At 59.1% G+C, this 25282-nt stretch carries 20 protein-coding genes and 13 pseudogenes; 18 read left to right on the top strand and 15 right to left on the bottom strand.

What is annotated here, in order from left to right:
* Positions 1-29 precede the first annotated feature (29 nt).
* Genes AC0L2Y_RS31320 through AC0L2Y_RS31310 form a run of 3 tightly spaced genes read right to left on the bottom strand, consistent with a single transcriptional unit; the run spans position 30 to position 1193 of the window.
* Positions 30-284 carry a hypothetical protein gene (locus tag AC0L2Y_RS31320; RefSeq protein WP_473561786.1) on the bottom strand — a complete coding sequence of 85 codons (255 nt, stop codon included), beginning with the start codon at positions 282-284 and terminating at the stop codon, positions 30-32.
* Between the two features lie 49 nt (positions 285-333).
* Positions 334-1029 carry a recombinase family protein gene (locus AC0L2Y_RS31315; RefSeq protein ID WP_473561783.1) on the bottom strand — a complete coding sequence of 232 codons (696 nt, stop codon included), beginning with the start codon at positions 1027-1029 and terminating at the stop codon, positions 334-336.
* Positions 1017-1193, bottom strand: a complete 177-nt coding sequence (locus tag AC0L2Y_RS31310) for a hypothetical protein (protein ID WP_473561782.1) — start codon at positions 1191-1193, stop codon at positions 1017-1019. The genes AC0L2Y_RS31315 and AC0L2Y_RS31310 overlap by 13 nt, the downstream gene beginning before the upstream one ends.
* Before the next feature lie 379 nt (positions 1194-1572).
* On the opposite strand from AC0L2Y_RS31310, the pseudogene AC0L2Y_RS31305 reads away from it, so the two are divergent.
* Positions 1573-1716: pseudogene (locus tag AC0L2Y_RS31305) on the top strand (IS5/IS1182 family transposase); the annotation flags it as partial.
* An 80-nt stretch (positions 1717-1796) separates the two neighbouring features.
* Here AC0L2Y_RS31305 and AC0L2Y_RS31300 read toward each other — a convergent pair.
* Positions 1797-1989, bottom strand: a pseudogene (locus AC0L2Y_RS31300) (transposase); the annotation flags it as partial.
* Positions 1990-2044: 55 nt separating this feature from the next.
* Positions 2045-2550, bottom strand: a pseudogene (locus AC0L2Y_RS31295) (aminotransferase class I/II-fold pyridoxal phosphate-dependent enzyme); the annotation flags it as partial.
* 475 nt (positions 2551-3025) lie between these two features.
* Here AC0L2Y_RS31295 and AC0L2Y_RS31290 point away from each other — a divergent pair.
* The 4 genes from AC0L2Y_RS31290 (at position 3026) to AC0L2Y_RS31275 (ending at position 7351) form a co-directional block, all read left to right on the top strand.
* Positions 3026-3943, top strand: coding sequence for a LysR substrate-binding domain-containing protein (locus AC0L2Y_RS31290; protein ID WP_473561780.1), 918 nt, complete (start codon positions 3026-3028; stop codon positions 3941-3943).
* Between the two features lie 132 nt (positions 3944-4075).
* Entirely contained in the window at positions 4076-4777 is a 702-nt protein-coding gene (gene cuyB / locus AC0L2Y_RS31285) for a cysteate racemase (protein WP_473561778.1), read from the top strand.
* A 13-nt stretch (positions 4778-4790) separates the two neighbouring features.
* Positions 4791-5777, top strand: a complete 987-nt coding sequence (gene denD, locus AC0L2Y_RS31280; RefSeq protein WP_473561776.1) for a D-erythronate dehydrogenase — start codon at positions 4791-4793, stop codon at positions 5775-5777.
* A gap of 41 nt (positions 5778-5818) precedes the next feature.
* On the top strand, positions 5819-7351 hold the full coding sequence (locus tag AC0L2Y_RS31275) for a M81 family metallopeptidase (protein ID WP_473561774.1): 1533 nt from the start codon (positions 5819-5821) through the stop codon (positions 7349-7351).
* Between the two features lie 382 nt (positions 7352-7733).
* On the opposite strand, the gene AC0L2Y_RS31270 is transcribed toward AC0L2Y_RS31275, so the two are convergent.
* From AC0L2Y_RS31270 to AC0L2Y_RS31255, 4 genes and pseudogenes are all read right to left on the bottom strand, one after another.
* Positions 7734-8462 (bottom strand): transposase, encoded by a 729-nt coding sequence (locus AC0L2Y_RS31270; protein WP_473561772.1) that lies wholly within the window; start codon positions 8460-8462, stop codon positions 7734-7736.
* Positions 8463-8866: 404 nt separating this feature from the next.
* Positions 8867-9652, bottom strand: a pseudogene (locus tag AC0L2Y_RS31265) (IS91 family transposase); the annotation flags it as partial.
* A pseudogene (locus AC0L2Y_RS31260) lies at positions 9643-9807 on the bottom strand (transposase); the annotation flags it as partial. The pseudogenes AC0L2Y_RS31265 and AC0L2Y_RS31260, both read right to left, overlap by 10 nt.
* Before the next feature lie 255 nt (positions 9808-10062).
* On the bottom strand, positions 10063-10419 hold the full coding sequence (locus tag AC0L2Y_RS31255) for a transposase (RefSeq protein WP_473561770.1): 357 nt from the start codon (positions 10417-10419) through the stop codon (positions 10063-10065).
* A 358-nt stretch (positions 10420-10777) separates the two neighbouring features.
* On the opposite strand from AC0L2Y_RS31255, the gene AC0L2Y_RS31250 reads away from it, so the two are divergent.
* Positions 10778-11128 (top strand): hypothetical protein, encoded by a 351-nt coding sequence (locus AC0L2Y_RS31250; protein ID WP_473561769.1) that lies wholly within the window; start codon positions 10778-10780, stop codon positions 11126-11128.
* A 167-nt stretch (positions 11129-11295) separates the two neighbouring features.
* Here the strand turns inward: AC0L2Y_RS31250 and AC0L2Y_RS31245 are convergent, their stop codons facing one another.
* The 3 genes and pseudogenes from AC0L2Y_RS31245 to AC0L2Y_RS31235 form a co-directional block, all read right to left on the bottom strand.
* Positions 11296-11763, bottom strand: coding sequence for a hypothetical protein (locus tag AC0L2Y_RS31245; RefSeq protein WP_473561768.1), 468 nt, complete (start codon positions 11761-11763; stop codon positions 11296-11298).
* Positions 11760-12785: a hypothetical protein gene (locus AC0L2Y_RS31240; RefSeq protein ID WP_473561767.1), complete on the bottom strand. Its 1026-nt coding sequence runs from the start codon at positions 12783-12785 to the stop codon at positions 11760-11762. Before AC0L2Y_RS31240 ends, AC0L2Y_RS31245 begins: the two co-directional genes overlap by 4 nt.
* Positions 12786-14443: 1658 nt before the next feature.
* Positions 14444-14783: pseudogene (locus AC0L2Y_RS31235) on the bottom strand (DDE-type integrase/transposase/recombinase); the annotation flags it as partial.
* A 167-nt stretch (positions 14784-14950) separates the two neighbouring features.
* Between AC0L2Y_RS31235 and AC0L2Y_RS31230 the strand changes: the two are divergent.
* The 3 genes and pseudogenes from AC0L2Y_RS31230 to AC0L2Y_RS31220 form a co-directional block, all read left to right on the top strand.
* Positions 14951-15175 carry a hypothetical protein gene (locus AC0L2Y_RS31230; protein ID WP_473561765.1) on the top strand — a complete coding sequence of 75 codons (225 nt, stop codon included), beginning with the start codon at positions 14951-14953 and terminating at the stop codon, positions 15173-15175.
* A gap of 54 nt (positions 15176-15229) precedes the next feature.
* Positions 15230-16470 (top strand): annotated as a pseudogene (locus AC0L2Y_RS31225) (Mu transposase domain-containing protein); the annotation flags it as partial.
* Positions 16471-16484: 14 nt separating this feature from the next.
* Positions 16485-17099, top strand: a pseudogene (locus AC0L2Y_RS31220) (ATP-binding protein); the annotation flags it as partial.
* Here the strand turns inward: AC0L2Y_RS31220 and AC0L2Y_RS31215 are convergent.
* A pseudogene (locus tag AC0L2Y_RS31215) lies at positions 17087-17946 on the bottom strand (site-specific integrase). The pseudogenes AC0L2Y_RS31220 and AC0L2Y_RS31215 overlap by 13 nt on opposite strands.
* A gap of 157 nt (positions 17947-18103) precedes the next feature.
* On the opposite strand from AC0L2Y_RS31215, the gene AC0L2Y_RS31210 reads away from it, so the two are divergent.
* The 8 genes and pseudogenes from AC0L2Y_RS31210 to AC0L2Y_RS31175 all read left to right on the top strand — a co-directional run bounded on the left by AC0L2Y_RS31210 (position 18104) and on the right by AC0L2Y_RS31175 (position 21718).
* Entirely contained in the window at positions 18104-18370 is a 267-nt protein-coding gene (locus tag AC0L2Y_RS31210) for a hypothetical protein (RefSeq protein WP_473561764.1), read from the top strand.
* A gap of 67 nt (positions 18371-18437) precedes the next feature.
* On the top strand, positions 18438-19016 hold the full coding sequence (locus AC0L2Y_RS31205; protein ID WP_473561762.1) for a recombinase family protein: 579 nt from the start codon (positions 18438-18440) through the stop codon (positions 19014-19016).
* 21 nt (positions 19017-19037) lie between these two features.
* Positions 19038-19808 (top strand): recombinase zinc beta ribbon domain-containing protein, encoded by a 771-nt coding sequence (locus AC0L2Y_RS31200; protein ID WP_473561760.1) that lies wholly within the window; start codon positions 19038-19040, stop codon positions 19806-19808.
* Positions 19805-20062, top strand: coding sequence for a hypothetical protein (locus tag AC0L2Y_RS31195; RefSeq protein ID WP_473561759.1), 258 nt, complete (start codon positions 19805-19807; stop codon positions 20060-20062). Before AC0L2Y_RS31200 ends, AC0L2Y_RS31195 begins: the two co-directional genes overlap by 4 nt.
* The gene (locus AC0L2Y_RS31190; protein WP_473561757.1) at positions 20059-20442 is read left to right on the top strand and encodes a hypothetical protein; all 384 of its coding nucleotides are present in this window, start codon (positions 20059-20061) and stop codon (positions 20440-20442) included. The genes AC0L2Y_RS31195 and AC0L2Y_RS31190 overlap by 4 nt, the downstream gene beginning before the upstream one ends.
* A gap of 10 nt (positions 20443-20452) precedes the next feature.
* Positions 20453-20620: pseudogene (locus AC0L2Y_RS31185) on the top strand (ATP-binding protein); the annotation flags it as partial.
* A 184-nt stretch (positions 20621-20804) separates the two neighbouring features.
* Positions 20805-21098, top strand: a pseudogene (locus AC0L2Y_RS31180) (integrase core domain-containing protein); the annotation flags it as partial.
* A gap of 281 nt (positions 21099-21379) precedes the next feature.
* The gene (locus tag AC0L2Y_RS31175) at positions 21380-21718 is read left to right on the top strand and encodes a LysR family transcriptional regulator (RefSeq protein WP_473561755.1); all 339 of its coding nucleotides are present in this window, start codon (positions 21380-21382) and stop codon (positions 21716-21718) included.
* 80 nt (positions 21719-21798) lie between these two features.
* On the opposite strand, the pseudogene AC0L2Y_RS31170 reads toward AC0L2Y_RS31175, so the two are convergent.
* Positions 21799-21905, bottom strand: a pseudogene (locus tag AC0L2Y_RS31170) (transposase); the annotation flags it as partial.
* Between the two features lie 1299 nt (positions 21906-23204).
* On the opposite strand from AC0L2Y_RS31170, the gene AC0L2Y_RS31165 reads away from it, so the two are divergent.
* Positions 23205-24335, top strand: coding sequence for a hypothetical protein (locus AC0L2Y_RS31165; protein ID WP_473561753.1), 1131 nt, complete (start codon positions 23205-23207; stop codon positions 24333-24335).
* 668 nt (positions 24336-25003) lie between these two features.
* On the opposite strand, the pseudogene AC0L2Y_RS31160 reads toward AC0L2Y_RS31165, so the two are convergent.
* A pseudogene (locus AC0L2Y_RS31160) lies at positions 25004-25282 on the bottom strand (IS110-like element ISMno25 family transposase); the annotation flags it as partial.

Raw genomic sequence — 25282 nt, 5'->3', positions numbered from 1 at the left:
CGTTGCTCATGGTCCCGTGAAATCCGTGCTCACGATGCGGTGAAATCCGTGCTCACGATCGCCTGAAATACGCACCGCTTTTTCCAGGTGATCGCCGCGCACCGGCGGGTTGTCGCACACGGAGTGCCGCTGAAGCGATAGCCATCCGCGCCGATACAACGATAGTAGCGCAGCGTATTCGCCGGGTCGTACTTGCGGGAACGAGGGGCGCGCTTGCCATAGTAGGCGTAGCCGCAACGCCGACAGACCGTGAAGCCCTGCAGCAGCCAATCCGCACCGGGCATGCGTTGGCGTTTGCGCTTCCGGTTCTCCTCAAGCTGTGCACGGGCCGCCTTAAATACGGTCGGATCGACGAGTGGGGGAACAGGGATCTCGACCCACTCTTCTGGAGGAACGGGAACACGGCAAGTGGCCCCCGGGCGAGGGCTGCGGATGGCCGCGGATCGGCCGCAGCCGCGGTCGAGGTGGCAAGTAGCGGGCCCGGCCGAAAGCGGCGTGTCCGACATAGGCCGGATTGGCGAGCATGCCGCGGATCGTGGAGGCATACCATTGCGTAGCTCCTGTCCGCGTCTGGCAGCCGATCTGCTCGAGCCGGCACACCTCCCGCAGGCTCATGCTATCCAGGCCGACCCATGCAAAGATCAGACGAACAATGTGCGCCTCCGCCTCCACCACCTCGAAGCGTGCCACGCCGCCGCCTTGCTCCCGGCCCACATAGCGGTAGCCGAAGGGGGCACCAGTCAGAGCGCTGACGGAGCCGGAGCGTGCCGCGTGGCGGCGACCACGACGGCTCCGCTCGAGGATCTTGACCCGCTCATATTCGGCGATGACGCCCTGAACCTGGAGCAGCAGATCATCTTCAGCGGTGCCGCCGCTGGGGCGGTTCAGGAACACGATCTCCACACCGGAACGACGGAACTCGTCTATCAGCAGCGCCTGATGAGCGTAGCGGCGGCCGAGCCGATCGGGAGCATGGACGTAGAGACGCTCGACGTGGCCACTGGCAACCGCATCCCTCAGCCGCTCCAACGCCGGGCGAAACCGTCATCCTGATAGCTGTAACCTGGCTCAAGCACGAAGCCATCGGCGGCAATGCGTTCGTGCAACGCAGTGACCTGACTGGCAATCGTGTTGTCGCGCGTCTGGGCCTCGCTCGACACCCGCGCATAAAGTGCACATCGCGCCTCGGTCATTGCTCACCTCCCGATCTCGCTGTCACGCCCGTCACCTTCGATGACAGGCCCGTGCGACGTGCTGGCCGCTGGCTCCTGCGCCGGATGGTCGGCACAAGCCGAGCATAGGTCCTCGAGCAGATGTTGGGGGCCGGCTCTTGTCGCTTCGAACGACACATGCACGCGCAGCACAGGACGATCCATGCGCCGGACCATGTGCGCCTCCATAGGCCGGCTCACAGCCGGGCCGTCGATGGCGCATTAAATCCTGTGGTGGCCCTGATTCGCCCGCGACAAATCGACTCGCATCCCGACCACGACAGGTCTCAACAAGCTGCCGCCTACGGCTCGGACGCTCGATGCACACCGACCACTCAAAGCCACATTTGGCAACATTGTACGGGGGTCTGTCGAGCGCACCTTCGGCTGGATGACGCGCTGGCGACGCCTCGTGCGCGATTATGAACAGCGCATCGACGTCTCTCACGCCATGATCCTCGTTGCCATGGGTGGAAACCTTGTCCGACCAAATGCCTATCCCTGATTTCCAAAACGGACTCTAAATCTAAAAGCCGGTGGCTTCAGTTTACGGCTTAAAGCCGGATCGGTCCGCCTTCGGAGGACTCAGAGCACGGCAAAGTCGTCGTCAGGCTCCGGCGGCGCCTGGTTTTTGATATACTCCGCCCACATCTCATCGGTGACATTGCCGATGCTAGCTACCCAATAGCCCCGCGCCCGCAGGTGCTGACCCCAATACCGCTTGCGCAATATGCACCCCGCGCGATACCGACAGGTTCGGCGGGATCGACACAAGCATGCAAGCATATGACAATCTCGGCCTTCGCCGACGTGTATCCGCCCGATGCGCCGCCGAGCGCCTTGCCGAGCGTGCCGGTGATGGTGTCGACCCGACCCTCAGCCCCGCAATGTTCGGCCGAGCCGCGACCATGTTTGCCGACGAAACCGACGGCATGGCTGTCGTCGACCATAACCATCGCGCCGTATTTCTCGGCGAGGTCACAGACGCCCCTGAGATTGGCGATAATCCCGTCCATGGAGAAGACGCCGTCCGTGGCGATCAGCTTGAAGCGGCTGCCGTCAGCGTTCTTCAGCTCCTCTTCGAGCGCCGCCATGTCATGTTGGCGTAGCGGAACCGCTTCGCCTTGGAGAGCCGCACACCGTCGATGATCGAGGCGTGGTTCAGCGCGTCCGAGATAATTGCGTCTTCCTCTCCGAGCAGCGTCTCGAACAGCCCACCGTTGGCATCGAAGCAGTATGAATAGAGAATCGTGTCCTCCATGCCGAGGAGGGAGGAGATGCGCGCCTCGAGCTGCTTGTGTTCCTCCTGGGTGCCGCAGATGAAGCGCACCGATTCCATGCCGTAACCGTAGCGGTCGAGGGCCTGCCGGCGTCGGCGAGCTCTTCGTTATCCGCGAGGCCGAGATAATTGAGGCGCAAAAGTTCAATACGCGATCGCCGGACGCGACGTCGATTTGACCCACCTGCTTGGAGGTGATGACACGTTCCGACTTGTAAAAGCCAGCTTCCTTGAGAGCAGCCAGTTCCTTTCTAAGGTGTGGCAGAAAGGCTGTGATCATCATATTCCTTTCGTAACGGACCACCCCAAGCGCACGTGATGCAGAACCAACCAGCGATCGGTATCTTCGAAGGAAGCGTACGAGCTTTAGGTCCGGACGCTGCAGTTGGCTGCACCCGTGATATTAATTTTCCTGGAACGGCACGTCGAATTTCGATTACTGTTCCTCAGCATTAGCATACCTAATATCACAGGAGGCTGACGCACTGGTTGGCGTCAACACACCTGCGGCCGGTGCTTCGCTGGAGGGTGCGAATTGTTGAAGAAACTTGATCCCAGCCTCGTTGCTGATCTCTGGGTTTTTAGGGTGGCTGCTGAAACGGCGAATTTCAGTCGTGCCGGCGAGGCGTTGGCGATCACGCAAAGCGCCGTCACCCAACGCATTCAGCGACTAGAGGCGCGCCTAAACGTGAGGCTGTTTGAACGAGAGCGAAGCGGTATACGCACGACACATCCGGGGGCGCTGCTTTTTCGCGCCTGCAGTTCAGGCTTCGAAACCGTGGAGAAATGCCTCGCTGAACTGGCCATTTCCGCGTCGCTTCCGAGCCTCAGCATAAACAGTACGCCATCCCTCACACTTGGATGGCTGACGGCACGGCTCGCGGAGTTTACGAATGAGCGCCCGGATATCGATGTCAGAATGTTTGTGGAGATGCGCCAACTGGATACGGCACGTATGATCTCAGAGAATTTTGATGTCGTCATCCGCTATGGTCCCTTCCCATTGCCAGGGACCAATGTTGTTTTCGAATGTGCCGAGCCGCTTTTCCCGGTAATTTCGCCGGATCTCAAACGTAAAATCGAGCAGAGCGAGTTGGGGGAACTCGTTCTTCTACACGACGCGACGCCTTGGCCGACGTCTCTGTCGCCGACAGAGGAATGGTCTCTATGGCGGCATAAATATGGTACGCATTGGAAACTACCGACGCGTGACCGCTTCTTCAACCTAGCACATCTTGCCTACCACTCAGCAATAAGCGGCGAGGGTGTTGCTCTGGGACGGTCGTTGCTCGTCAAATCTTACCTTGAATCGGGCATGCTCGTCCCGTTTGCTGAAAACCAGACGCTCAACCTCGTGAAGTATTTCGTCTCGACGCAGTCGGATTCACCGCCACTGCACGTCAGGGAGTTTATTACCTGGCTTCGAAACAGAATGACGAACGATATGTATTAGATAGGCTAATGGCCGCGACAAGCTAAGATAATTGGTCCCGCTTGATCTTCCTCTTTAGCACCAGACCAGGATGCCTGCAGTGCCAGCTCCTCTTGAGCTTTGGCCGCGCTCACACGCCGCGGAGAGGGTAAGATGTCGCAAAAAACGGTCGGAATCATTGGGGGGCTAGGCCCCTTGTCTACCGTTGCCTTCATGAATTCCGTCTTGGAGCATACGCCTGTTGAGAGGGAAGGCGATCATCTCCACATGATTGTGGATTGTAATCCGAGAGTTCCGGACATCAACGCCGCGATCCTCGGCACAGGTCCAAGTGCTGCGGTCGCCCTTGTGCAGAGCGCGAAACGCCTCGAAACGGCTGGGGCGAATTTGATCGTTTTGGTGTGCAATGCCGCGCACATATATGAGCGAGAACTAATGGATTCGATTTCCATCCCCTTCATTAGCATGGTCGAGGAAGCAGTCGCGAAAGTTCAATCTGATTACCCGCAGTGTACGCAGGTAGGTTTATTGGCAACCAGCGGCTGCTTGCATGCCGAGCTTTATCAGGACGCCCTAGTTCGTCGCGGACTAAGGTCAGTTCTGCAGACAGCAGACGAGCAAGAACAGCTGACGCGCGCGCTCGCTCGGATTAAGTCCGGCGATCTCGGCAATGAGGTTCGCGCCGAGATTCTCTCCATGGTGAGGGCGTTGGCGAAGCGCGAAGCAGAAACCATTATTCTAGGCTGCTCTGAAATCGCTCTGATCGGGCCGATCGCAGAAAACGATGTACCGCTCATCGATCCGTGTATTGCGCTGGCGCGGGCCACTGTCCGTGCGGCAACAAATCATAATTGAGGAGTGGATATTTATGCATGTTCTCGTAACGGGGGCCTGCGGTTTTCTTGGTGGAAAATTGATCGACGCGCTCTTGGCGCAAGGCCAGCTAGTTGGAACGTCCGGCGAAGCAGTGCCAGTTTCTCGGATTGTAGCGACCGACATCCTTCCAGAGCCCGTCGGCCTCGTTGAAGACGAGCGAATATCTTACCAGGGCGGCGACATATCTGATCCAGAGTTCGGTACTCTGCTGTTTGCAGAAAATCCGGGAAGCGTATTCCATTTGGCCGCCTTGGTTAGTGGAGGGGCCGAGCATGACTTCGACGCTGGCATGAAGGCAAATCTGACAGGCACGCTGCATTTATTGGAAGCCGCAAGGCGTACCGGCGTTTGCCCACGATTTGTCTTTACGAGTTCGATTGCCACCTATGGGGGAGATCTGCCGGAGGTCGTATCGGATGAATACCACCTAACGCCGGAAAGCTCCTATGGTGTTCAGAAGGCAATTGGTGAGCTTCTTGTGAACGACTACACCCGAAAGGGTTTTGTCAACGGCCGCTCGTTCCGGCTTCCAATCATTGCCGTCCGTCCAGGAGGAGCGAACACTGCCGCGTCGTCCTGGGCAAGTGCTATTATACGAGAGCCTCTCAACGGTGCCGATTATGCTTGCCCAGTCGCACCTGAGGATCGAGGCTTCCTGTTGTCCCCTTCTAAAGTAATCGAGGGACTGATTGTAGGGCACGATGCCCCCGATGAAGCGTGGGGCCGGGATAGATCTGTAATGATGGCTGGTCTGAGTTGTACGGCGAGAGAACTCGTCGAGGCACTAGCAAGGGTGGCGGGTGCACGAGTGGCGGAGCGGGTAAAATGGCAGCCGGATCCATTTGTGAGAGGCATCATAACCAGCTGGCCGACACAGTTCGCGCTTAACAAAGCCTCTCGCATCGGATTGGAGGCAGATGCTTCGATAGACAACATTGTAGCTCAATATATGGGAGATCACTCGATGGAGATTTCTTAGACACTTTTTGAACCGCAAATTCGTTTGGGAGGAGTATTATCATGCATCTGTTCATTGCCGCGTTGGCCACCGAGACAAATACCTTCTCACCGGTGCCTACCGGTTTGCGCGATTTTGAGGACCTTTTCCTCAAAAATGGTACTGCAACGCAGGAACCCCCGAACCTAATGACCGAAGCTCTTCACGTCTGGCGATCGCGGGCGGAGACGCTGGGATGGCAGGTTACGGAAAGCCTCGCAGCGATGGCCGAACCGGCCGGGCTTACAACCCGAACCGCCTACGCCGCCCTTCGGAAGAAAATTCTTGACGATCTACAGGCTTCAGGCGGTCCCAACATCGTTCTGCTGCAGTTGCATGGCGCAATGGTCGCAGACGGGTGTGAGGATTGCGAAGCCGACATCACCGCGGCAGTTAGGGCTTCTTGCCCGGATGCTACTATCGGGGTGGTGCTGGACCCCCATTGTCATCTGACGAAACCTCTGCTTGAGGCGGCGGACCTTGTAGTTATCTGGAAGGAATACCCCCACGACGATGCCACCGACCGTGCCGAAGAGCTGTTTGATCTAGCCCTAAAAACCGCTCAGGGAGAGATCGCACCGAGGATGGCAATGTTCGATTGTCGCATGGTGTCGTTATTCCTGACCAAGCGCGGCGTGATGCGAGATTTTGTTTCCTTGATGAAGGAGACAGAACGACTGCCGGGTATTCTATCGGTCTCACTTGGGCACGGCTTTCCCTGGGCTGACCTGCCGGACACAGGTGCGCGGATGTTGATAGTCGCCGACAGCGATGCAGATCTTGCACAGTCAACAGCCGAGCGATTGGGGCGAGCGTTCTTCGATCTCCGGGAAGAACTACTTCCCGCCTACCCTGACCTTGAGGCAGCTCTCGACCAGGCCGAAGCCGCGTCTTCGTTTCCGGTGGTCATGGCAGACATGTCGGATAATTCTGGTGCGGGGGCTCCCGGTGATGCAACGCATGTTCTCCGAGCGCTTTTTGCACGCAGTATGACAAATTTTGCCTCGGGAATATACTGGGATCCGATGGCGGTCCGTATCTGCGAGAGCGCCGGAGAGGGCGCGGAAATCAAACTCCGCGTAGGCGGAAAGACCGGAATCGCGTCTGGTGATCCGGTCGACGTCACCGGCCGTGTTATGCGAATTGCCACAGGATTAGGTCAACATCTGGGTGTAGGGTTAGAACCCCTTGGGACAATGGTATGGTTTAAGGTAGCAGGAGAGGTCGATCTCGTCATCAACGATCTGCGCACTCAGGTCTATCACCCCGAAGCTTTCGAACAGCTCGGAATCCGTCTCGCTCGGAAGCGGTTGGTCGTCGTTAAATCCTTGTTTCATTTTTACAGTGGATTCAGCGCCATCGCTCAGGATGTTATCTTCTGCGCGACACCGGGCGCAGTAAACCCAACGACAGAGGCCATCGCTTTCACGCGACGAGATCTGAACTTCTGGCCGCGGGTGAAGAACCCGTTCGAAAACGAGCCACCGCTAGCCTCGCGGAATGGAAATGAGAAGAGAGAGAGCGCCATTCCCTTCTATGTGAATGGACTGTTTTAAAAGGCGCTGCTCGAGAATTCTCGCACTCTATCGTTCCGCAGAAAGCGGCACTACCAACAAAAGGGGAATTGGAATATGAATATCAATCCGACGGACACTCTTCAAGGTGGGCTTGGCTGATGGTGCAACTTTGTCTGCCCCACATGTTCTGCGGGCGCAGACAGCGTCAGCGGCTGCTCGAACCGTACGCATGGTGAAGGGAGTGGACTTGCGCATCTTCGATCCGATCTGGACGACGTCGAACATATCCTCAGACCACGGATTGGCAATTTACGACACACTGTTTTCGATTGACTCAAAGTTCATGCCGCAGCCCCAAATGGTGAACAAGTGGGGCGTGTCAGACGACAGGAAAACCTACACATTTGAGCTCAGGGATGGCCTAAAGCGTGTCGCGCTTAATCGGCCTCATATCCGGCAGCCTTGAAGAAGTTTCGACACTGTGTCGCGTCAAAAAGGTGGCAGATTCGCCGAGAGCGTCGGAGAGGGCGTTGAAGGTTCTGGCCGCCTTATTGCGCAGCAGCGCCTTGAGTTTCGAGAATGCCATCTCGATCGGGTTGAGATCGAGTGAATATGGCGGCAGGAACAGCAGCCATGCGCCGCGCTTGCGCACCAGTTCGGCCGCCCGCTCGCTCTTGTGGAAGCCAACATTGTCCAGGATGACGACGTCGCCGGGCTGAAGCTCGGGTGTCAGTTGCGTCTCGATCCATGTCTCGAAGCGGCGCGCGTTCATCGGCGCGTCGATGATCCGCGGCGCGCTGCTGCTCGCTGGCCTGCAGAGTTTTTTTGTGGCTGGACCGAGACGGTGCAGCAGGCGGCCCGCACTGGAGTGGTGGACGACCAGTTCGACGCACAGTTCGTCCAGCGTCAGTTCTCCTGCCGCCGCCATCCGGTCGCGTACGAAGGCCGCGTGCGGCGCAAGCTTACCCCAGCCCGGCGCATGACCCTGACGGCGCGGCGCCAGCGAACCAGTCTCGCGACGAAGCTTCATCAGCTCGTTTACGAAACGCGGCGACACGCGGAAATGCCGCGCCGCCTCCCGGTGTCCGTGACCCTCATCGACAAACGCGGCAACTCGCTCACGCAACGCCATCGGTAACGGTTTGCCCATCGCGGTTCTCCTTCAAACCGCAATGAATCACGCAAACGTCTCAACGGGAATCTGGAGGCTTCTGTGAGGTCCGGATGCTCGACGGAGCGGGCGGACTGGGTGTCGGACCTCATTGCAAGCCGGATTGAACGAAGCCGCGGGACGATCTGGCGTTATGGGGATTGTAGCCTGGAGGAGCGGTCGGGATCGTCTTCGCCAGGCTGATGAAGGGCGTTCACGATGCGGCCACAGCGAAGGATGGCACGGTGGAAGGCGGAACCGGGATGGCGCGAGCCGTCGGATAGGCTGCAGTGCCTTCTATCGCCGGGCTGGCTGCTTGCGGTTTTGTGCGGCGGGACAAGGGGCGGGGTGCCGGCGCCCATGGACGGATACCGTATCAGGTGATGTGGACGCTCCCGGCGTGGTCATGAGGTGTCGTTCCAGAAGGGGCGCGGCGGCGCCTGGCCGCACCGCCAGATGGCGAGCGTGATCATTGGCTCTCCGCAGCAGGGGCAGCGATGCGCCACCGCAAGGCGCTCGGCGGCGACAATGGCGCTTTCGGCATCCGGTTCGAGATCGTTCTGCTGCGGTCCGGCCAGCAGCCTGCGGCACAGGTCGAGCTTGGCGGCGCGATTGCCGTTGGCGAGGAAGCCGTAGTGGCGGATGCGATGGAAACCATCGGGCAGCGTGTGCGGGAGAAAGCGACGGATGAACTCGTGCGCTTCGAGCGTCATGATCTTCGTCTTGCCGCGATGGCAATAGTCCCGCCAGCGGAGTGCGACCCGATCGTCGGCCATGCTGATCAGTCGGGAATTGGCGATGGCGACGCGATGGGTGTAGCGGCCGAGATAGGCCAGCACCTGCTTCGGCCCGCCGAAGGGCGGCTTGGCGTAGACCCATTGACGGCGACGAGCCTCGGCGAGCGAGCAGACGAAGGCATCAGGGCTTTGCCAGGTAGCAAGATCGCCGAAGAAGCCCAGCCGGCCCTCATCATAGGCCGCTCGGAGTTCCTTCAGAAAGAGACGGCGAAACAGGCGCGACAGCACGCGCACGGGCAGGAAGAACCCCGGCCGGCAGGCGACCCAACGCCCTCCATCGAGGGAGATGCCGCCGCCCGGCAAGATGCAATGGAGGTGGGGGTGATAGTGCAGGTTCTGGCCCCAGCTGTGCAGCACCGCGATGAGACCGATCCCGGCGCCGAGACCCGCAGGAAGAAGGCACGGAGTGGCCCCGGCGCGCGTGCTGCCGCCCAAGCCGCTTCGACGAGCATGCCGCGGGCATGTCCACGGCCCTGTTTGGTGATCCGCCCGTGGTAGGCGGGCCCCGGCCCGGACTGCCTGACGCTGGGATTCAGACCGAGGTAGCGGACAAGCTTCTGTGGCTCAGCGAAATGCGCACATACCAGGCGGACACGATGATCCTGGCCCAAGTCGTGGCGGGGTTGGACAGGAGTGTCTTGAGCTTTGGTAGCGCTGGACCTTTTGCGCTGGCCGGCCGAGGGTGCGCGTGGTCCGCTTTGGCGGTGGCGCAAACAGGCTGGCATCCAGTCGCAGCCGGCTGATGAGCGTTGCCCTGGCAGTGATGGCTTGGGCCAGTTCATGGACGGCAAAGCTGCTGTCGCCTACGAAGATGATGCGGCGCCTGGCAGCCAGCGACAGAGTTGCAGTGCGCCCTGCCGCGCCCAGTCGGTCAGCAGCTTATGGCGCCGCCCACGTTGATGGGATCGCTCGGATGGGGCAAGCAGGGTCAAGACCGGCAAGGCCTTTACCAGGCCCGTCCATGGCACCGGGGTCAGCACCATGAAGCTCAACCAGCGCAGGCCACTGGCTTTGACGAAATTGCCATGGCTGGAGCGCACTGGATCCCGGTAGATGCCCCGTGCGCTAATCCGGCGTCCCCATCGGCGTTCGATGGTGTCGTCCATGCCAATGACGATGGGGCCATCGGGCACGAGCCGTTCGACCACGAGGCCCAGCAATCGCCTGGCAACGGCACGGGGCTCCAGCAGGGTCGGTTGAGGATCTGGTGGTAGCTTGCAAAGTTGGCGGCCGCGGCCCGGCCGGTCATGCGCAGGCAAGAGCTGACGGTCCTCTTGCCCGGCGCCAGCAAAGCTCCCATGACCAGAACAAGGACATGTTCCCAACTGGGCGCTGTGAAGCAGGTGCGCAAGGCTTGGAGCCACTGGCGCAGGATCTGGGGAACGGCATCGCCGACAGCGACGCTGGGATGGTGCAGCATCCCATGCTTCGAATCCCGGCCAGCACATGTTGCAAGGCAATGACCGTGCGGCGAAGTGAATCAGGCCTGCCCGAGGCCGCGGCAGCTATGACTGCCCAATGGAAAAGGACGACATTGCCCTGCGCATCGAGGCGTTCGACGAGGCCAATGGCGGCGGCGTTGGCTGGTACAAGGACAAAGGTGCCTACCACCTGTACCTGCTGGCAACCGAGGTGCCGATCGCCCGTCTCAAGCCGACCGGCAGAAGCGATGAGGTCAGGATCGCCCACTGGTCACACCCGGCGAAAATGGGAAGACATCGACGATATGGGCGGCTGTGTCCTGCCCCTCGATTAAGGCGCTCAGCCACATCGCAACCAACAGCCTTTTCTGGACCTGGACCTGACCAAAACGTACAAAGTCGAGCTCAGGGTCATGCCCTAAAAACCAATGGGCGAAAGATCACTTGATAGTAATGAGGCGTTTTGAACTGATGCAAATCAACGGGACGTATTGTCGCGACACTTGCCTGTGACAGGCACTGGTAAATCTCTCCTTCCCGGTTGATTTCTTCCAGATCGAGAGAGCTCGACACATCACTACACACCCTTGTTGCGTTATTTAAAAGTTGTGTACCTTAGATTTGCAACCATACATAGTGCTCGCCCAGAAGCATTTTCACACTAGTGCCGCTTTCATATGGCAGCATAATGGAGAAATATCCGTCATGCAGATGGTGCGCTCTAACCAAGAAGACCTTGGACTCTGGTATGCTCCCTATCGAGACTTTCAGAGGTGAAAACCGCACATTCATATCTTCTGGTCTTAGATCAAGTTGAAATCTTTTTTGCACCAAACCGCTGAATGCGAAGTCTAGCCCCAAGCTGCGCGTTTCAAATGCACCCAGCCGATAAGGTGAGGGCAGGCGCCTCACATTCTTCCAAGCACTGTCTAGATTATAGAGCGTCTTCGTGCGATCTGGCCCCATAAACTTGTCGTTCTGGAAGCCCTTGAAATATTCCAACTCCGCTTCGATAGGCATGTAGCCATGACGAAATAGAGCTGCGTGGGCGGCCCGCTGCAAAATAGAAAACTCGTGCGTCACACCAGACTTCTTAAAAAACGATCTCGCATCATTGATAAACCGCAAGCATTCATCTTGAACTTTTGCAACTTCTCGCACTGCCTCTCGCTAAGTTTGATCTCATCGAGAACTGGCTCGCCGTCCAAATCATAGTCTACTACCATTCCTTCCTTGAGGATGCAACATTGCTCAAATAAATCATAACCCCAACAAGACGTTGTAATAAGTGCTTTTCCGTGCGCCGGGCGGTACGGTTCGTCGGAAGCTACCAAATAGCGTCCCAGTATTTCGACGTTCAATTCTTCTGCGAATGTCCGACTCAAATCTTCCTGCGTTCTGCCGTAATAGGCTGTGTCCGCCAAAACAATGGTATCGCCTTTCTCTACCTCCAGTTCCTTTGATATATATCGCATTAAGCGGGCACGCAAATCAAACGATCGCTTGAATATCAACTCCAACACATCGTCGTCGCGCAGCAACTGATGGAATGCCGTTTGCGGATCGGCAGATTGATGGGCGATCCGTATTAATAATTCAGTCACTTCTGGCGGAAGCAAAAGCTGTTTTGCAGTGGCATGAAAATCGTCAACTTCGTGTTCGATCCCGCTGATGTAATAATCGACATCGGCGCGGGTTTTGAAAGAGGCCGCAATAGCAAGAAATTTGCGGATTCGTACCGGTTTGCCGACGGGCTTGCGCGCATAGGCCTCACACGCAGCTGAAAGGAGATAAGCGTCACGCAACAGGAAGAAGACTTTTACTCGTTTGCCCTGCTGTTGTAGTGCCTCCACCTCGTCAATAAGAAAACGGGCATAGGCGTATAGCACCGGGCGAAACGACATGTAGCCGATCATCGTCTCAGGCGCGTATGGCTGCAGGTTTGCTACAGCAAATACTGGTCGAAATGGACTATAGCATGGCGGAACAACTGCTTTCGGCGCTGCCTGATCGGGTACAATTAACGACGATGCCGCGTGCTGTAGGCGCAAGAAGTCTGCGACCTCATGATCAAACGGCAGGAAATGCAGCGCACGTACGCCCAATTTCCGCGGCGCATGCGCATCGGCTACATCATTATCTCCGATGTGAAGTAGTTGCGATGCAGGAACGCCACACTCCTTGATTACAATCTGAAAAATGGCATTGCTCTTCGGCGTCCCATAATCGACAGAGCAGTAAATCTTGTTAATTTGACTGCATAACGTCGTCAGGCAAATGCCGAGCCAAGAGGCGCCTTAACTCGTCTTCGCGCAAATATATATCGCTCACGACGATAATTTTGATACCACGGGCGTGCGCCAGCCTGATCAGTTCTACGTACGGTGAGAATGCAAAGCAAACATCCATTTCGGTTCGGATTTCCGCCTCGGCCAATAGCTCCCGTTCCTCACCCGAAAGCGATGTAAAAAGCCGATAAATGTCACCGAGATCCGCCTCCCTCGATTCGTTCTCCAATGGCTTCGCTCGATAGGCACGCGCAGCAGCGCTAACGCGTTGGTGAGGACCTATCCCTAACCTTCGCGCGACGGGATTATCGGCGAGCACGGCAAAAACGTCTCTAGGTGTCGATGTCTTGCGCCATAGCAACGTATCGAAACAGTCAAGCGAGAGTACCTTTACGGAATCCCCAAAGTCGTCTAGAATCGTAGGGATGTCGTGAACTTTTATGTTCGTCCTCATGGTGAGTATCACGCATGTTGCTCGGGAGCAGGCGATCTTTCGGTTTGCGCCGTTGGGTGGTCTTTCCTATCAGACTACCCCCGTCTACCATCGCGATCAGGGTGACCGGTAGACCGATAGAGGTCGTCTCCGGGAAGACGCGGCAAGATCTCGCCAAATAGGTCATGATCCAACAGAGTTTCCAAACGGAACTTGTCGGAAGACTGTTGGTCACCATCGGTTTGCCTTATCTTGGCGGTTAATCGCTCCAGTATATGCTGCATATTGTCTCCTTCGCGCGAGCGTAATCCTTCTGGGGAGAACTTCTCACTTGATGTGCAAGCACTGGCGTCGCTTAACACATCAATGAACGTTTTCAAAATTCATGCCAGCCGGCTGGTCCAGTGAAAGAAGACTTTTTTGGTTGCTGTTCAGTTGTTTAGGCTGAAGCGACAAAAGAGAATGGCTAGATAGGCTTTTGTGCAGAATCCGACAAACATGACAAAGTCGGTGGCCCGGTTCGACCGCCGTGGCATATCGGCAAATCGCAGCAGCGAGTTGCGTGCTTTAAGTTTATGTAAATATCACCTGATGATGTGGTCGTCCGCCACGGCACATGAATTCCGAGGATTCAGGACGCCAAGCACGGCGGGTTTGGAGTATGTCTACCGGCGAGAAGCTGGCTGCTGCGCAGGTGCTAAACCGGCCCGACTGGCTGGCTGAAATGAACTACACGCTCGCTGAGGAGTCGGTCCGGAATGGCTATCCCTGATTCCTGAAGCCGCACGTGCGCTGGAATACGAAGAGCGCGCGGCAGGTAAAGCAGATCTCCAGCGGGCCATCCGTATAGCTCTTCGCGAAGACTACTTGGAGTGTCATTTCGCCCTCTCCCGGAGCTGACCCGCAGTTCCTTGGCGATATCCGCCAGCAGCGTACGCCAATCGGGATAGCCGGCGCGCCGCGACAGGCCGGCACCGATGAAGGCGGCCGCCGAACCATATTCAAGCTTTTCGCCCAGCGTTTGATGATTTCGGCAGCCTCCGACGCCCTTCTGGTCGGCCCAGGCGAGAATGGCGTTCGAGGTGAACTCGCTGCCATTGTCGCTGACAATCATCGTCGGCCGGCCAGGCTCGGCAATGAGCTGATCCAACTCGCACGCCACACGAATGCCCGAGAGCGATGTGTCGGCCACCAGCGCCAGGCATTCCCGCGTGCAGTCGTCGACGACGGCAAGGATGCGGAAGCAACGCCCGTCGGTGAGTTGGTCCGACACGAAGTCGAGCGACCACCGCTCATTGGGACGCAGCGGCACCAGCATCGGCGCCATGGCTCCGATCGCCGTCTTGCGCCCCGCCACGGTGGCGACCCCCCAGCTTCTCCTCGCTTCAACCCGGTTTAGATCACAGGAGCAACTGACGGCCGCGCACGGGCGCAAGGCAGTCACGCTTTCCATCGATCCTGATATTTAAGCTCGGCTTGAACAGGTGAAAGAAGAGGACGGTTTCGCAAATCTGCGCGAAGGGGCGCGCCTCGGGCTGCGGCCGGCGACGTGGCGCAACTCCGCCTCGACGACATCGAGTGGGAGACGGGCTCGCTGCGGGTGTCGGGCAAGTCGCGCTACGAGGTGCGTCTGCCGCTTCCGCAAGACGTCGGGGATGCGATCGCCGCCTACCTCGCCTGGCCGCCCTTCGACCTGCCCGAACGATCACGTGTTCCTGCGCAATATCGCGCCGTTTCGACCATTCCGGAACCGCAATTTTTCGGCGTCTCATGATAGCGGTTGGCCGACAGCTTACCGCATATCGAGAAGGAAGCGCGTCTTCCATCGCGTCATCCGGAACTGTCCGAAGGTATTCGCCGCACGCTTGAGCGGCGTATCCGATCATGGCGGGCTGTTCACGGTCAGGAGCAGGAAGTGATCTTCCGTCAGACGCACGAACCCGGTCGGTTGGGACTGTCGGATTTTACCGACATGGGCAGCCTCGGCGTGACCATCGCCGGCCAGCCGCTCGACCATCTGCTCTATCACTTCCGGCTGGTCTGGTCGGGCTTCGAGCACGCCATGTCATCCTTGGCGGCGAAAGCTTCGTCGCTCTGGCAGAGGGCCTGCAGAACGCGCTGTGGTCGGTCGGCGGTTCGCCGCTCTATCATCGCAGCGTCAGCTTGTCGGCCGCCTTCCGTAACCTCGATGCCGACGCCAAGGTCGATCTGACGCATCGCTACGAGGAACTGTGCGGCCATTATCGCATGACGCCGACGCGCAACAACAAGGGCGTCGCGCACGAGAACAGCTCGATCGAAAGTTCCCACGGCCATCTCAAGAACGCGGTCCGCGATGCGCTACTGATGCGCGGCACCAGGGACTTCGACGATCTCGGCTCCTACCGCGCCTTCACCGATGAAATCGTCAGCCGCCGTAATGCCGCACATGGCAAGCGCATTGACGCTGAACGCTCGCATTTGCAGGAACTTCCCGACCGCCGCACCACCGATTTCGAGGAGATGGTCGTCACTGTGTCGCGCACCGGCGGCTTCACCTTGCGCAAGATCTTCTACACCGTGCCTTCCCGTCTGATCAGACACCGGCTACGGGTGCGCCTCTTCGACGATCGCCTCGAGATCTTCATCGGTGGGAGACATCTGACGTCGTTGCCCCGAGGACGCGGCCATGCCGACGGTCGGCACGATCAGGTCGTCAATTACCGGCACGTCATTCATTCCCTGCGCAAAAAGCCGATGGCGCTTCGGGATCTCGTCTATCGCGACAAGTTCTTTCCCGGGCTGGAATATCGTAGAGCCTTCGACGTTCTCATCGAGCACCTGCCCGACAAACAGGCTTGCAAGATTGCCGTCGAACTGCTGGCGCTGGCTCACGATCGTGGCTGCGAGCGTGAGCTGGCCGAGGAGCTTGCCAGAGCGCTCGACGCTGGCGAACTGCCTGACCTGGCCGCCCTGAGAGCGCTCTTCGGCCCAGACTCGGCTCAGTTGCCGACCGTTCATGTGCAACTCGCATCGCTCAATGGCTATGAAGCCCTGATCGGCACGGCCTATGTGGGAGAGGTCGCATGAGATAAGCCCATAGCATCGATGAAGCTCGGCTCGGGATCATGCTCAACGAGCTCCGGCTGCCGACAATCAAGACGCTCTGGCCGCAGTTCGCCGAACAGGCCGACAGAGAGGGATGGCCCGCTGCCCGCTTCCTCTCGGCCATCGCCGAGCATGAGCTGGCCGAGCGGGCGCACCGCCGGATCGAACGCCACCTCGCCGAGGCGCACCTGCCGCCCGAGAAGACCCTCGACAGCTTCGCCTTCGACGCCGTGCCAATGGTCTCCAAGGCCCAGGTGATGGCGATCGCCCCCGGCGACAGCTGGCTCGCAAAGGGCGCCAACATCCTATTGTTTGGCCCGCCCGGCGGCGGAAAGAGTCATCTCGCCGCGGCCATCGGCCTCGCCCTGATCGAGAACGGCTGGCGGGTGCTGTTCACCGGCACGACCGATCTCGTCCAGAAGCTTCAGGTCGCGCGGCGGGGGCTCCAGCTCGAATCCGCCATCGCAAAGCTCGACAAGTTCGATCTGCTCATCCTCGACGACCTGGCTTAAGTCACCAAGGACCAGGCCGAAACGAGCGTGCTCTTCGAACTCATCTGCGCAAGATATGAGCGGCGCTCCATCATGATCACCGCCGATCAGCCCGGCGGCACGACTTCGATGTTCAGCCGGTCAAGCGGGCTTGTCGGCGTCGGATTAGGCCGTTCGAGACCTTGGTGTAGCGCGCCATCGAGGACAGATTATTGTGGCCAAGCAGCACCCGGATGATGCGGATATCGGTGCCGTTCTCCAGCAAATGCGTGGCGAAGCTGTGCCTGAGCGTGTGGACCGTCACGCGCTTGTCGATGCCGGCGGCCGCACGCGCCGAGCGGCAGGCCGAGTACAATACCTGAACGTCGATGGGTCGATTTGCATCCCGGCCCGGAAACAGCCAGCCCTGCGGCTTTGCCAGCCGCCAGTAGACCCGCAGGATGCGCAGAAGCTGCGCCGACAACATCACCGTGCGGTCCTTGCCGCCCTTGCCGTGCTCGACCCGGATCACGCCGCGTTCGCTGTCGATATCGCCGACCTTCAGTCCGACAGTCTCCGAAGCGCGAAGGCCCGCGGCATAGGCCGTCGTCAGGGCGGTGCGCGTCTTCAGGCTCGGCACCGTCTCGAGAAAGCGGACAACCTCGTCGGCGCTGAGAACCACCGGCAGCGTGCGTGGAGCGCGGGCATAGGCGATCCGCTCAGGGATCTCGGCATGACCCAACGTCACGCCGTAAAAGAACCGCAGCGCGCACACCGTCTGGTTCAGCGCCGGCCACGAGATTCCGGTAGAGACCAGATGCACCTGGAAGGCGCGAACGTCCTCCAGGTCAAGCCGGTCCGGGGATCGGCCAAAGTAGCGGGAGAACTTCGCTACCGCGTGCACGTAGGATCGTTGCGTGGCCGGCGACAGATTGCGGATCGTCATGTCCTCGATCATGCGCCGGCGAAGCGGGCTCATCTCGGCCATCTTATTATTGCTCCTGTTCTCAAGATTGCGCTTCAACAGCAGCAATCCTTCAAAACAGAAGCTTCATCCGCAAACCGACCCGCCAAATGCCGCGTCAGCGGCTTCGTTCAATCCTGAATCTCGTCAGGTATACTCAAAACGGCCAGAGGAACGATCCGTGACCGACCGCGAATTGCAGCACATCATTTCCAAATCCCGTGACGCCAAGCACGGCGGGTTTGGAGTACCATCCACCGGCGAGAAGTCCCAGACCCCCACCACCAAAGTTCCGAACCCGAGTATCATCACTCTGCCGAGTCTTTGGCTCAACTTGCCCGTGGAGAGGCAGAAGCAGATCGCGCGGGGCTTCGCGCGGCTTCTCTTGCGGATGCGATCGACAGGCGCGCCGATAGCGGCGGATCGGCATGTTGAGAACGTCGAATAGACCGAACGAATGCGTTACTGCCACGCCTCGCGGTAAGCTCGCTTAGATTTACGTCCGCCAGTCCTCTGTGAACCAGGTGCGGCATCATCAGGAAAGCACGGAACTGCAATACCGCCTCGTCGATCGTGCCGTCGCCCTCGGCTGGCCGCATGAACGCGTGCACGTCATCGATGAAGATCTTGGCAAATCCGGAGCCGGGACCATTGAGCGCGTGGGCTTCAAGAAGCTGATTGCCGAGATCGGACTGGGGAACGCCGGCTTAGTCATCAGCCTCGATGCCTCCCGGCTTGCCCGCAACAATCGCGACTGGCATCAGCTCCTCGATTTGTGCGCGCTCTTCGGCGTCATCATTGCCGACTGCGAACTTCTCTACGATCCCTGCGCTTACCATGACCGCCTGCTGCTCGGTTTGTCCGGCATCATGAGCGAGGCGGAGTTGCCCCAGATCAGGCAGCGCCTCCATCAGGGCGAGCGTCAGAAGGCGGCGCGTGGCGAGCTACGCCTTCCCGTTCCCGCCGGACTGGCGCATGGCCGCTCGGGCGAGATCATTCTCAATCCCGATGAGCAGGTGCAGGCGAGGCTCGGCCTGGTCTTCGCCAAGTTCCGCGAGCTTCACAGTGCGCGGGCCGTGATGCGATACCTGTGAAAGAACGATCTGCCACTGCCTGTGCGCCCACTCTTCGGTCCGGCGCCGCACGATGTGGTGTGGCGCGAGGCCGATAGTTCGCGCGTGCTCAGCATTCTCCAAAATCCTGCCTATGCCGGGGCGTATGTCTATGGCCGCAGGCGGGTGGAAGGCGGGCGGATTCGCCATGGCGTCTATCGCCCGAGGACGACCAAGGTCCCCATCGCCGACTGGGAGGTTTGCCTTCAGGCTGCCCATCCTGGTTATATCGGCTGGGAGGAGTTCATGGAGAACCAGAGGCGACTGGCAAACAACATCAATCGCTACGAAGCCGGTCATTCCGGTGTGCCGCGCAAGGGGGCGGCACTTCTGCAGGGCATCGCTGTTTGTGGACGGTGCGGTCGCCGGATGAGCCTGCGCTATAGTGGTCCCGCGGGCGACTACCCCGTCTATACGTGTCGCGCCGACCGTGACCAGGAGGGCGGGCCGTTATGCCAGGAAGTGCGTGCGCTGCCCGTCGATGCGCGCATCGAAAGCATCCTGCTCGAGGCCTTGCGGCCGGACAAGATCGTCATCGCCATCGCCGCACTGGGCCAGATCGAAGAGGAGACGCGTCAGCTTGCGGCAGTGGGCGCTGCGGCGCGAGCGGGCGCTATGAGGCAGAACGTGCACGGCGCCAATACGATGCGGTCGAGCCTGAGAACCGTCTGGTGGCGCGTTCGCTGGAGCGCGCGTGGGAAGAGAAGCTTCGCGCCGCCGAGGCGATCGAACAGGATTACGAACGCTGGCGATGCGACGAGCCCCTGGTCTTGAGCGAACCGGATCGCGAGGCGCTGCAAAAGCTGGGGGAGGATCTGCCCGGCATCTGGCACGCCCCTTCGACAACGGCAGCCGAGCGCAAGGGTATCCTGCGCTGCATCATCTGCGAGGTCGCCCTCGACCAGAAGCGCCTCCAAGGCCAGGTCTGGTTCAAGTGGCAGCGGGAGCGACAAGCGAGCACTCTCTCCAAAGGCGGGTCCACACCTATGGCGACTACATCGATGTGGAGCGGCTGCGGAGCCGTGTGATCGAACTTAACGCCGCGGGCAAAATGGACAAGGAGATCGCGGCGGCCTTGAACGCGGAAGGCTTTGTCGCAGCACGCGGCTGCGCGTTCAAAGGTGAGAATGTCTGGCTTCTGCGGGCACGTTGGGGCATCCCCACCGTCAAGATCAACGGGACGAGCGCCAATCCCGGCCGATGGCCAGATGGAACCTCCTCTGTTCAAGGGGCGGCCGCCGCCCTGGGCGTCACACCACAAACCGTCTTCGACTATCTCGCACGCGGCTGGCTCGAGGGGCACCAGCTCACGAAGGGACAGCCGTGGCAAATCGAGCTCTCAGATGACCGGATCAACACGCTGCGGGCGCGGATCGCACGCAACAGGCGATCAAAGAAGGAGGCATGATGACAACTTCGGTGACGCCAAGATGACCACCGCGCTGCTTGACCGCCTCACGCACCATTGCGAGATTGTCGGAACCGGGGACGAGTCCTGGCGCTTCAAAAGCCACTCTCAAGCTAAAGCCGAAAAGCCATTCAGCCGCGCCCGATCAGGCTGTGCAACCCCGACCAGCTCCGCCTGATCGGGCGCTCCACGTCGTACCTCTCACAAGCCCCAAACCGGGGTCCCTTTTACGCAAAATACGGAGTCCCGATTCCACGGTCATTGACACTTGCGTGCTCCCGGTGCCCCGTGGCCCGGATCCGCCAAGCTTAGCCAAACCTTACGACCGAACAAACGATGGCACCGAGAACAACATGCCGGATAATGGCTTCATCGAGAGCTTCAACGGCCGACTGCGCGATGAACTGCTCAACGAGACGCTGTTTACCTCGCTGGCTCAGGCGCGGGTAGCCATCGCCCTGTGGCGCGCCGACTACAACACCGCGCGGCCGCACTCCCAAATCGCCTGGCAGATACCGGCCGAGTTCGCCACCACCTTCAGTCCGTGACGGTCGCTCGCGCTGCGCTATGCCAAAGGCTCCGCGCCAGCGCCCGTCGCTTCACCCGCCCAGCAGGGCAAAACCCACGCCGGAATCGAACTCAAAACTGGATATTAACTGGGGGCAACGTCGTGAAGCTTGACAAGAATGTCGGAAACCCGACGAGACGTCGGGGGGGCGGCTTGTCGATGTGGACGAGTGGTGCAAATCAAACGGTGCTGCCAATTGGCGCGCAACTTGCTTGGGCTTACGGCGGAGCTCAGTTCCGTTGAGAAACCGAACGTGACTAATTTATCTCACGGTAACCCGTGCGGGCTCGCGGCAGTGGCTATCGGCCACTGGACCACGCGGATAACCGGTCGTGCCGTCCGCTACTGCCGATCTGAGTGGAATTTCCAATGACCCATCATCTTCCGTCTCTCACTGTCCTCACTGCCCTCGAGGGATTCGAAGCATTAGCACGCCATCTTTCGCTTGAGCTTGCAGCTTCCGAGCTGAAGGTGACGTTGGGAGAGATCACTAGGCAGATCAAAGTCGTTGAGGGCGAGCTTGGTGTTCCGCTGTTTGTGAGACTAGGAACCGGCATGGTCCTTACCAGTGATGGCATAGACCTCTACGCGGAGCTGGCAAGTATTCTTTCGAAGGCGTCCCATGTCGTCACGACCATTAAACGCGGCGAGTCCTCACGATTGCATCCGCCGATGCGTTCCCGTCGATCCGGTGATCCATTCAGCTGAAATTGAAAACTCGACTATCCCTTCCGCTATAACATCTCAGTCGGCAGTAGTCCGTCGTATTTCTTCTTCCAGTTGAATTAGGTCGAGCTGATCCCAGCCCGACGACAGATCTCCGCGACGGGGATTCCGTCCGATCCCTGCTTCAGAATGAACGCTTCTGCGCGTCCGAGAACTTCGATGCCTTCATCGTCTTTTGCTCCCAGCCAAAGAATGTTACCTCGGAAAACTTCAGGGACCGGAGCACGGTCTCTACGCAAGGGCGGGACTGTTGCATTTCACAGGCCTGTGTGTCCGCGCGTTTGACGGGCTAGACAATTGGCTGCGGGAGCGCCTTTCGGCCATGGCGGCCGATGTAGTGCGCCAGGAACTGGAAAGCGAACATGAGTTGTGTAAGATTTCGTTCGGGAACTTCTCGTGCAGGGTTGGCGTCGGGAGAAGTGCGTGACGGTTCGGCTTGAGACGACGCCGAACATTCAGAGGCAGCTCGATTTGGGCGACTCGCGAGCATGGATCGGCGCCCAGTGTGTTTGGGTGCGTCTGTTTGTTGCGGTGCTGTGTTACTCGCTCGGCTGAAAATGCCTCCTCGTTTCGGGGCAGGCGGGTGCTGGGGAATGGGGGGAGCGTCTTCGGTTCGGCGGGCCTCCAACGGAAGTGCTGTTCGACTCCGAATGCTTGGTCGAACATTACGACGTGACGGAGGCGCGGTTACGTGCGGCTGGTAAGGACGAACGCGGCGTCTGCAACGTCAAACGTAATGCGATTGCCGGCCGCCGGTCGAGAAGTGGGCGGTGTTCGGAGGAGCGTAGGATTGCCGATCAGCGCGTGACCGTGGCTCCTGCGGAGCGCTTGGCCGACGAGGCAGGGCGGTCTTCCTGTGGACGGACGGCATCGTCCGGGCAGCTATGGGATCACGTGCGCAAAGCCAGGCGGACCTGGACACGAAGTCGCTTCCCTGGCCGCTGATCGTGAGAGCGCAAGTCTCGGCCGCGTTATCCTGCGTCAGCGGGCGAGATGGTGGCGGATCATGCCTTGCGCCGCGGATGTCGCCAACGGACTGTTGAGGGGCGCATTTGTCCGGCGCGGTCGGCGCTGCTGCGCCAGGACGAGGGCGCCGGCAAGCGACGAGGCGCGGACCTATATTTAGTGACGCCATCGGCCGGCGGTCCCGCCTTCGCCCAGGAGCACCACGACGCGACGTCCAAGTGGGTGCCGCACTTCCCCATCTGCACCATGATCGAGCCCCGTTCAGTTTCAGCATCAGGCCAACCAGCCGTGCAAGAGATGGTATGCAAGTTCCTTGATTTGCCCCCGGATAGGTCCGCTACAAGCTCGATGCCAGAAATGAATCTTAAAATTTCATAACGCAAATTTATCATAATTACATATGTACATATGATAAGGTAGAATTCTCTTTGAAAGATCGGATCATCATCTTGGAAAATTCCACGGTCATTGATTTTATTCACCATCCTTTTGGAGGTCTCCGATGCAGAATCGCGTGAGTATCCTGATTATTGGCTACGGGGTGCTTGGTGGGGAGGTCCTTGATTTTCTCAGTCAAAGCGGCAGACCCTACGATCTGCATGTCGGAGCAAAAAATGTGCAGCGGGCCACTTTAAGGACCAACCTGGCGAAGCACGCGGCCTTGAACCTCGGCTACCATCCGACAATTGAGGTGATACCCATGGACCTCATGAATGTAGAGGATACAGCAGAAAAGCTTGCTGCTCTCCGTCCCGACATCATTTTCAATGCAACGACATTGCATTCATGGTGGGTGATAACCCTATTGCCGCCCGAAGCGTATCAGCAGATCGATCGAGCATGCGCCGGGGTATGGACGCCAATGCATCTTGTTCTCGTGCGGCGCCTGATGAGGGCCGTTCGAGAGGCCAGACTTGAGAGCACGGTCGTGAATGCGTCCTACCCTGATGTAACCAACGCCGTCCTTGCAGCCGAGGGTCTCTCGCCAGCGATTGGCATCGGCAACGTCGCGAATGCCGTGCCGGGCATCAGGTTGGCGGCCGCGCATCTCCTTGGTTGCGAAGTCAAAGCAATCGATGTGCGGTTCTTTGCCCAACACTACGTGAGTTATCGTATGCCTAGGACGGGTTCCACGGACGGCGCGCCCTACCATCTGACCATATATCGCGACGGCCAGAGAATTGGGCCTGAATTGGACCACGATGTGATTTTCGCGAACGTTGCCGGACGTTTTCGGCGGGTTGGAGGCCTTGATGGGGAATTGGTGACTGCATCGTCGGCGACAGCTGTTCTTCGTGCGTTGGCTGATCGCGTAAAATGTGTCGTGCATGCGCCGGGTCCATTGGGTCTCGTGGGAGGGTATCCCGTTAGGATTGCTCCGACAGACATTTCGATCGACCTGCCTGAAGACCTATCCATGGACGATGCGGTGCAGGTCAACAGAGGGTGTCAGAAATACGACGGTATTGAGGCCGTAGAAAGCGACGGGACTGTGCGCTTCACGGCGGAGTCAGCGCAAATTATGCGCGAACTGTTGGCCTACGATTGCGACGCAATGGGGCTGAACGAATGTGAAGACCGTGCGGAGGAATTGGCCGCAAAGTTCGCTCAATATCGTCGTCGCTACCAGTAGTGTGGCGCCCTTCGCGCCGCCTGCCGACAAAGGCACATCGGCGTCCGCAGGGGTAAAGCCACCGCCGGCATGCACGATTAACGCCGTCGGAGAGCCTGTCCCGCCTCAACACCGTCATCCCAATCGGCAATATTGGTTGACCTGTGGCGTCGAGCTATCGCCGGCGGCCGAGACGGTGACCGTACGCTCGATGTCGTCCAGAGCTATTGTTAGGAGTCGCTTTTCAAGACCCAACATGAGGAGCGCTGTTCTCCTGCCGATTTATGGTGCCGCCGCCGGCCGGTCGGATTGACGGGGATTCGTGTATGCGCCGTCTAGTGTGGTGCATCTGCGCCCGCCGAGACCCGTAGGCTAGTTGTTTGATCCCGGGCTCACATGACGATGCTGAGGTCAAGAGGTGTGTTAGGGCGGCATCGTGTTGCTCCCAATTGGCGGCGGAATGAACTGGGCCCGATTGCGTGACACGGCTAGGTCTAATCGAGCCTGGTCAAACTCACATACGGTCGCCGCTTGAGACGGCTGCACCAAAATCCCGCTTGCGGCGGCAGGGCCCAGAAGGCGAGGCCCGTCTTTGATACGGCATTCCAGCCAGTTGGGATCTCGGTTCGCCTCGTGGATCCGTCGAGGCTGATCAGACCTCGAGGGATGAGTGTATCGGTGTGGTCTCGTCAGACAACCTTCATGACGGCACCTTCGATAACGACGCCCGCGGTCACGTATTTCCAGAGCGCCAGGAGCAGCTTCCTTGCAGGGCGACGATGGTTGTCTTTTTGAGGCGCCCCTGATTCCGCATCACGCGTTCGTGGAACCAGCGGGTGCGCTGAACTCGGTTGATTGCGCAGCCACAGCCAGGCCAACTCGAGCATCGTCGCTTCTTGGCGTGCAGGGACGGCCTTGCCCACGCGTAGCTCTCCCGCTTCATCAGCAGATGCCAGATCACGACGGCG

It is taken from the genome of Mesorhizobium sp. WSM4830 (genome assembly GCF_055811495.1).
Note: the sequence above shows the minus strand (reverse complement) of the source record. Positions and strands in the feature narration are given on the sequence as shown.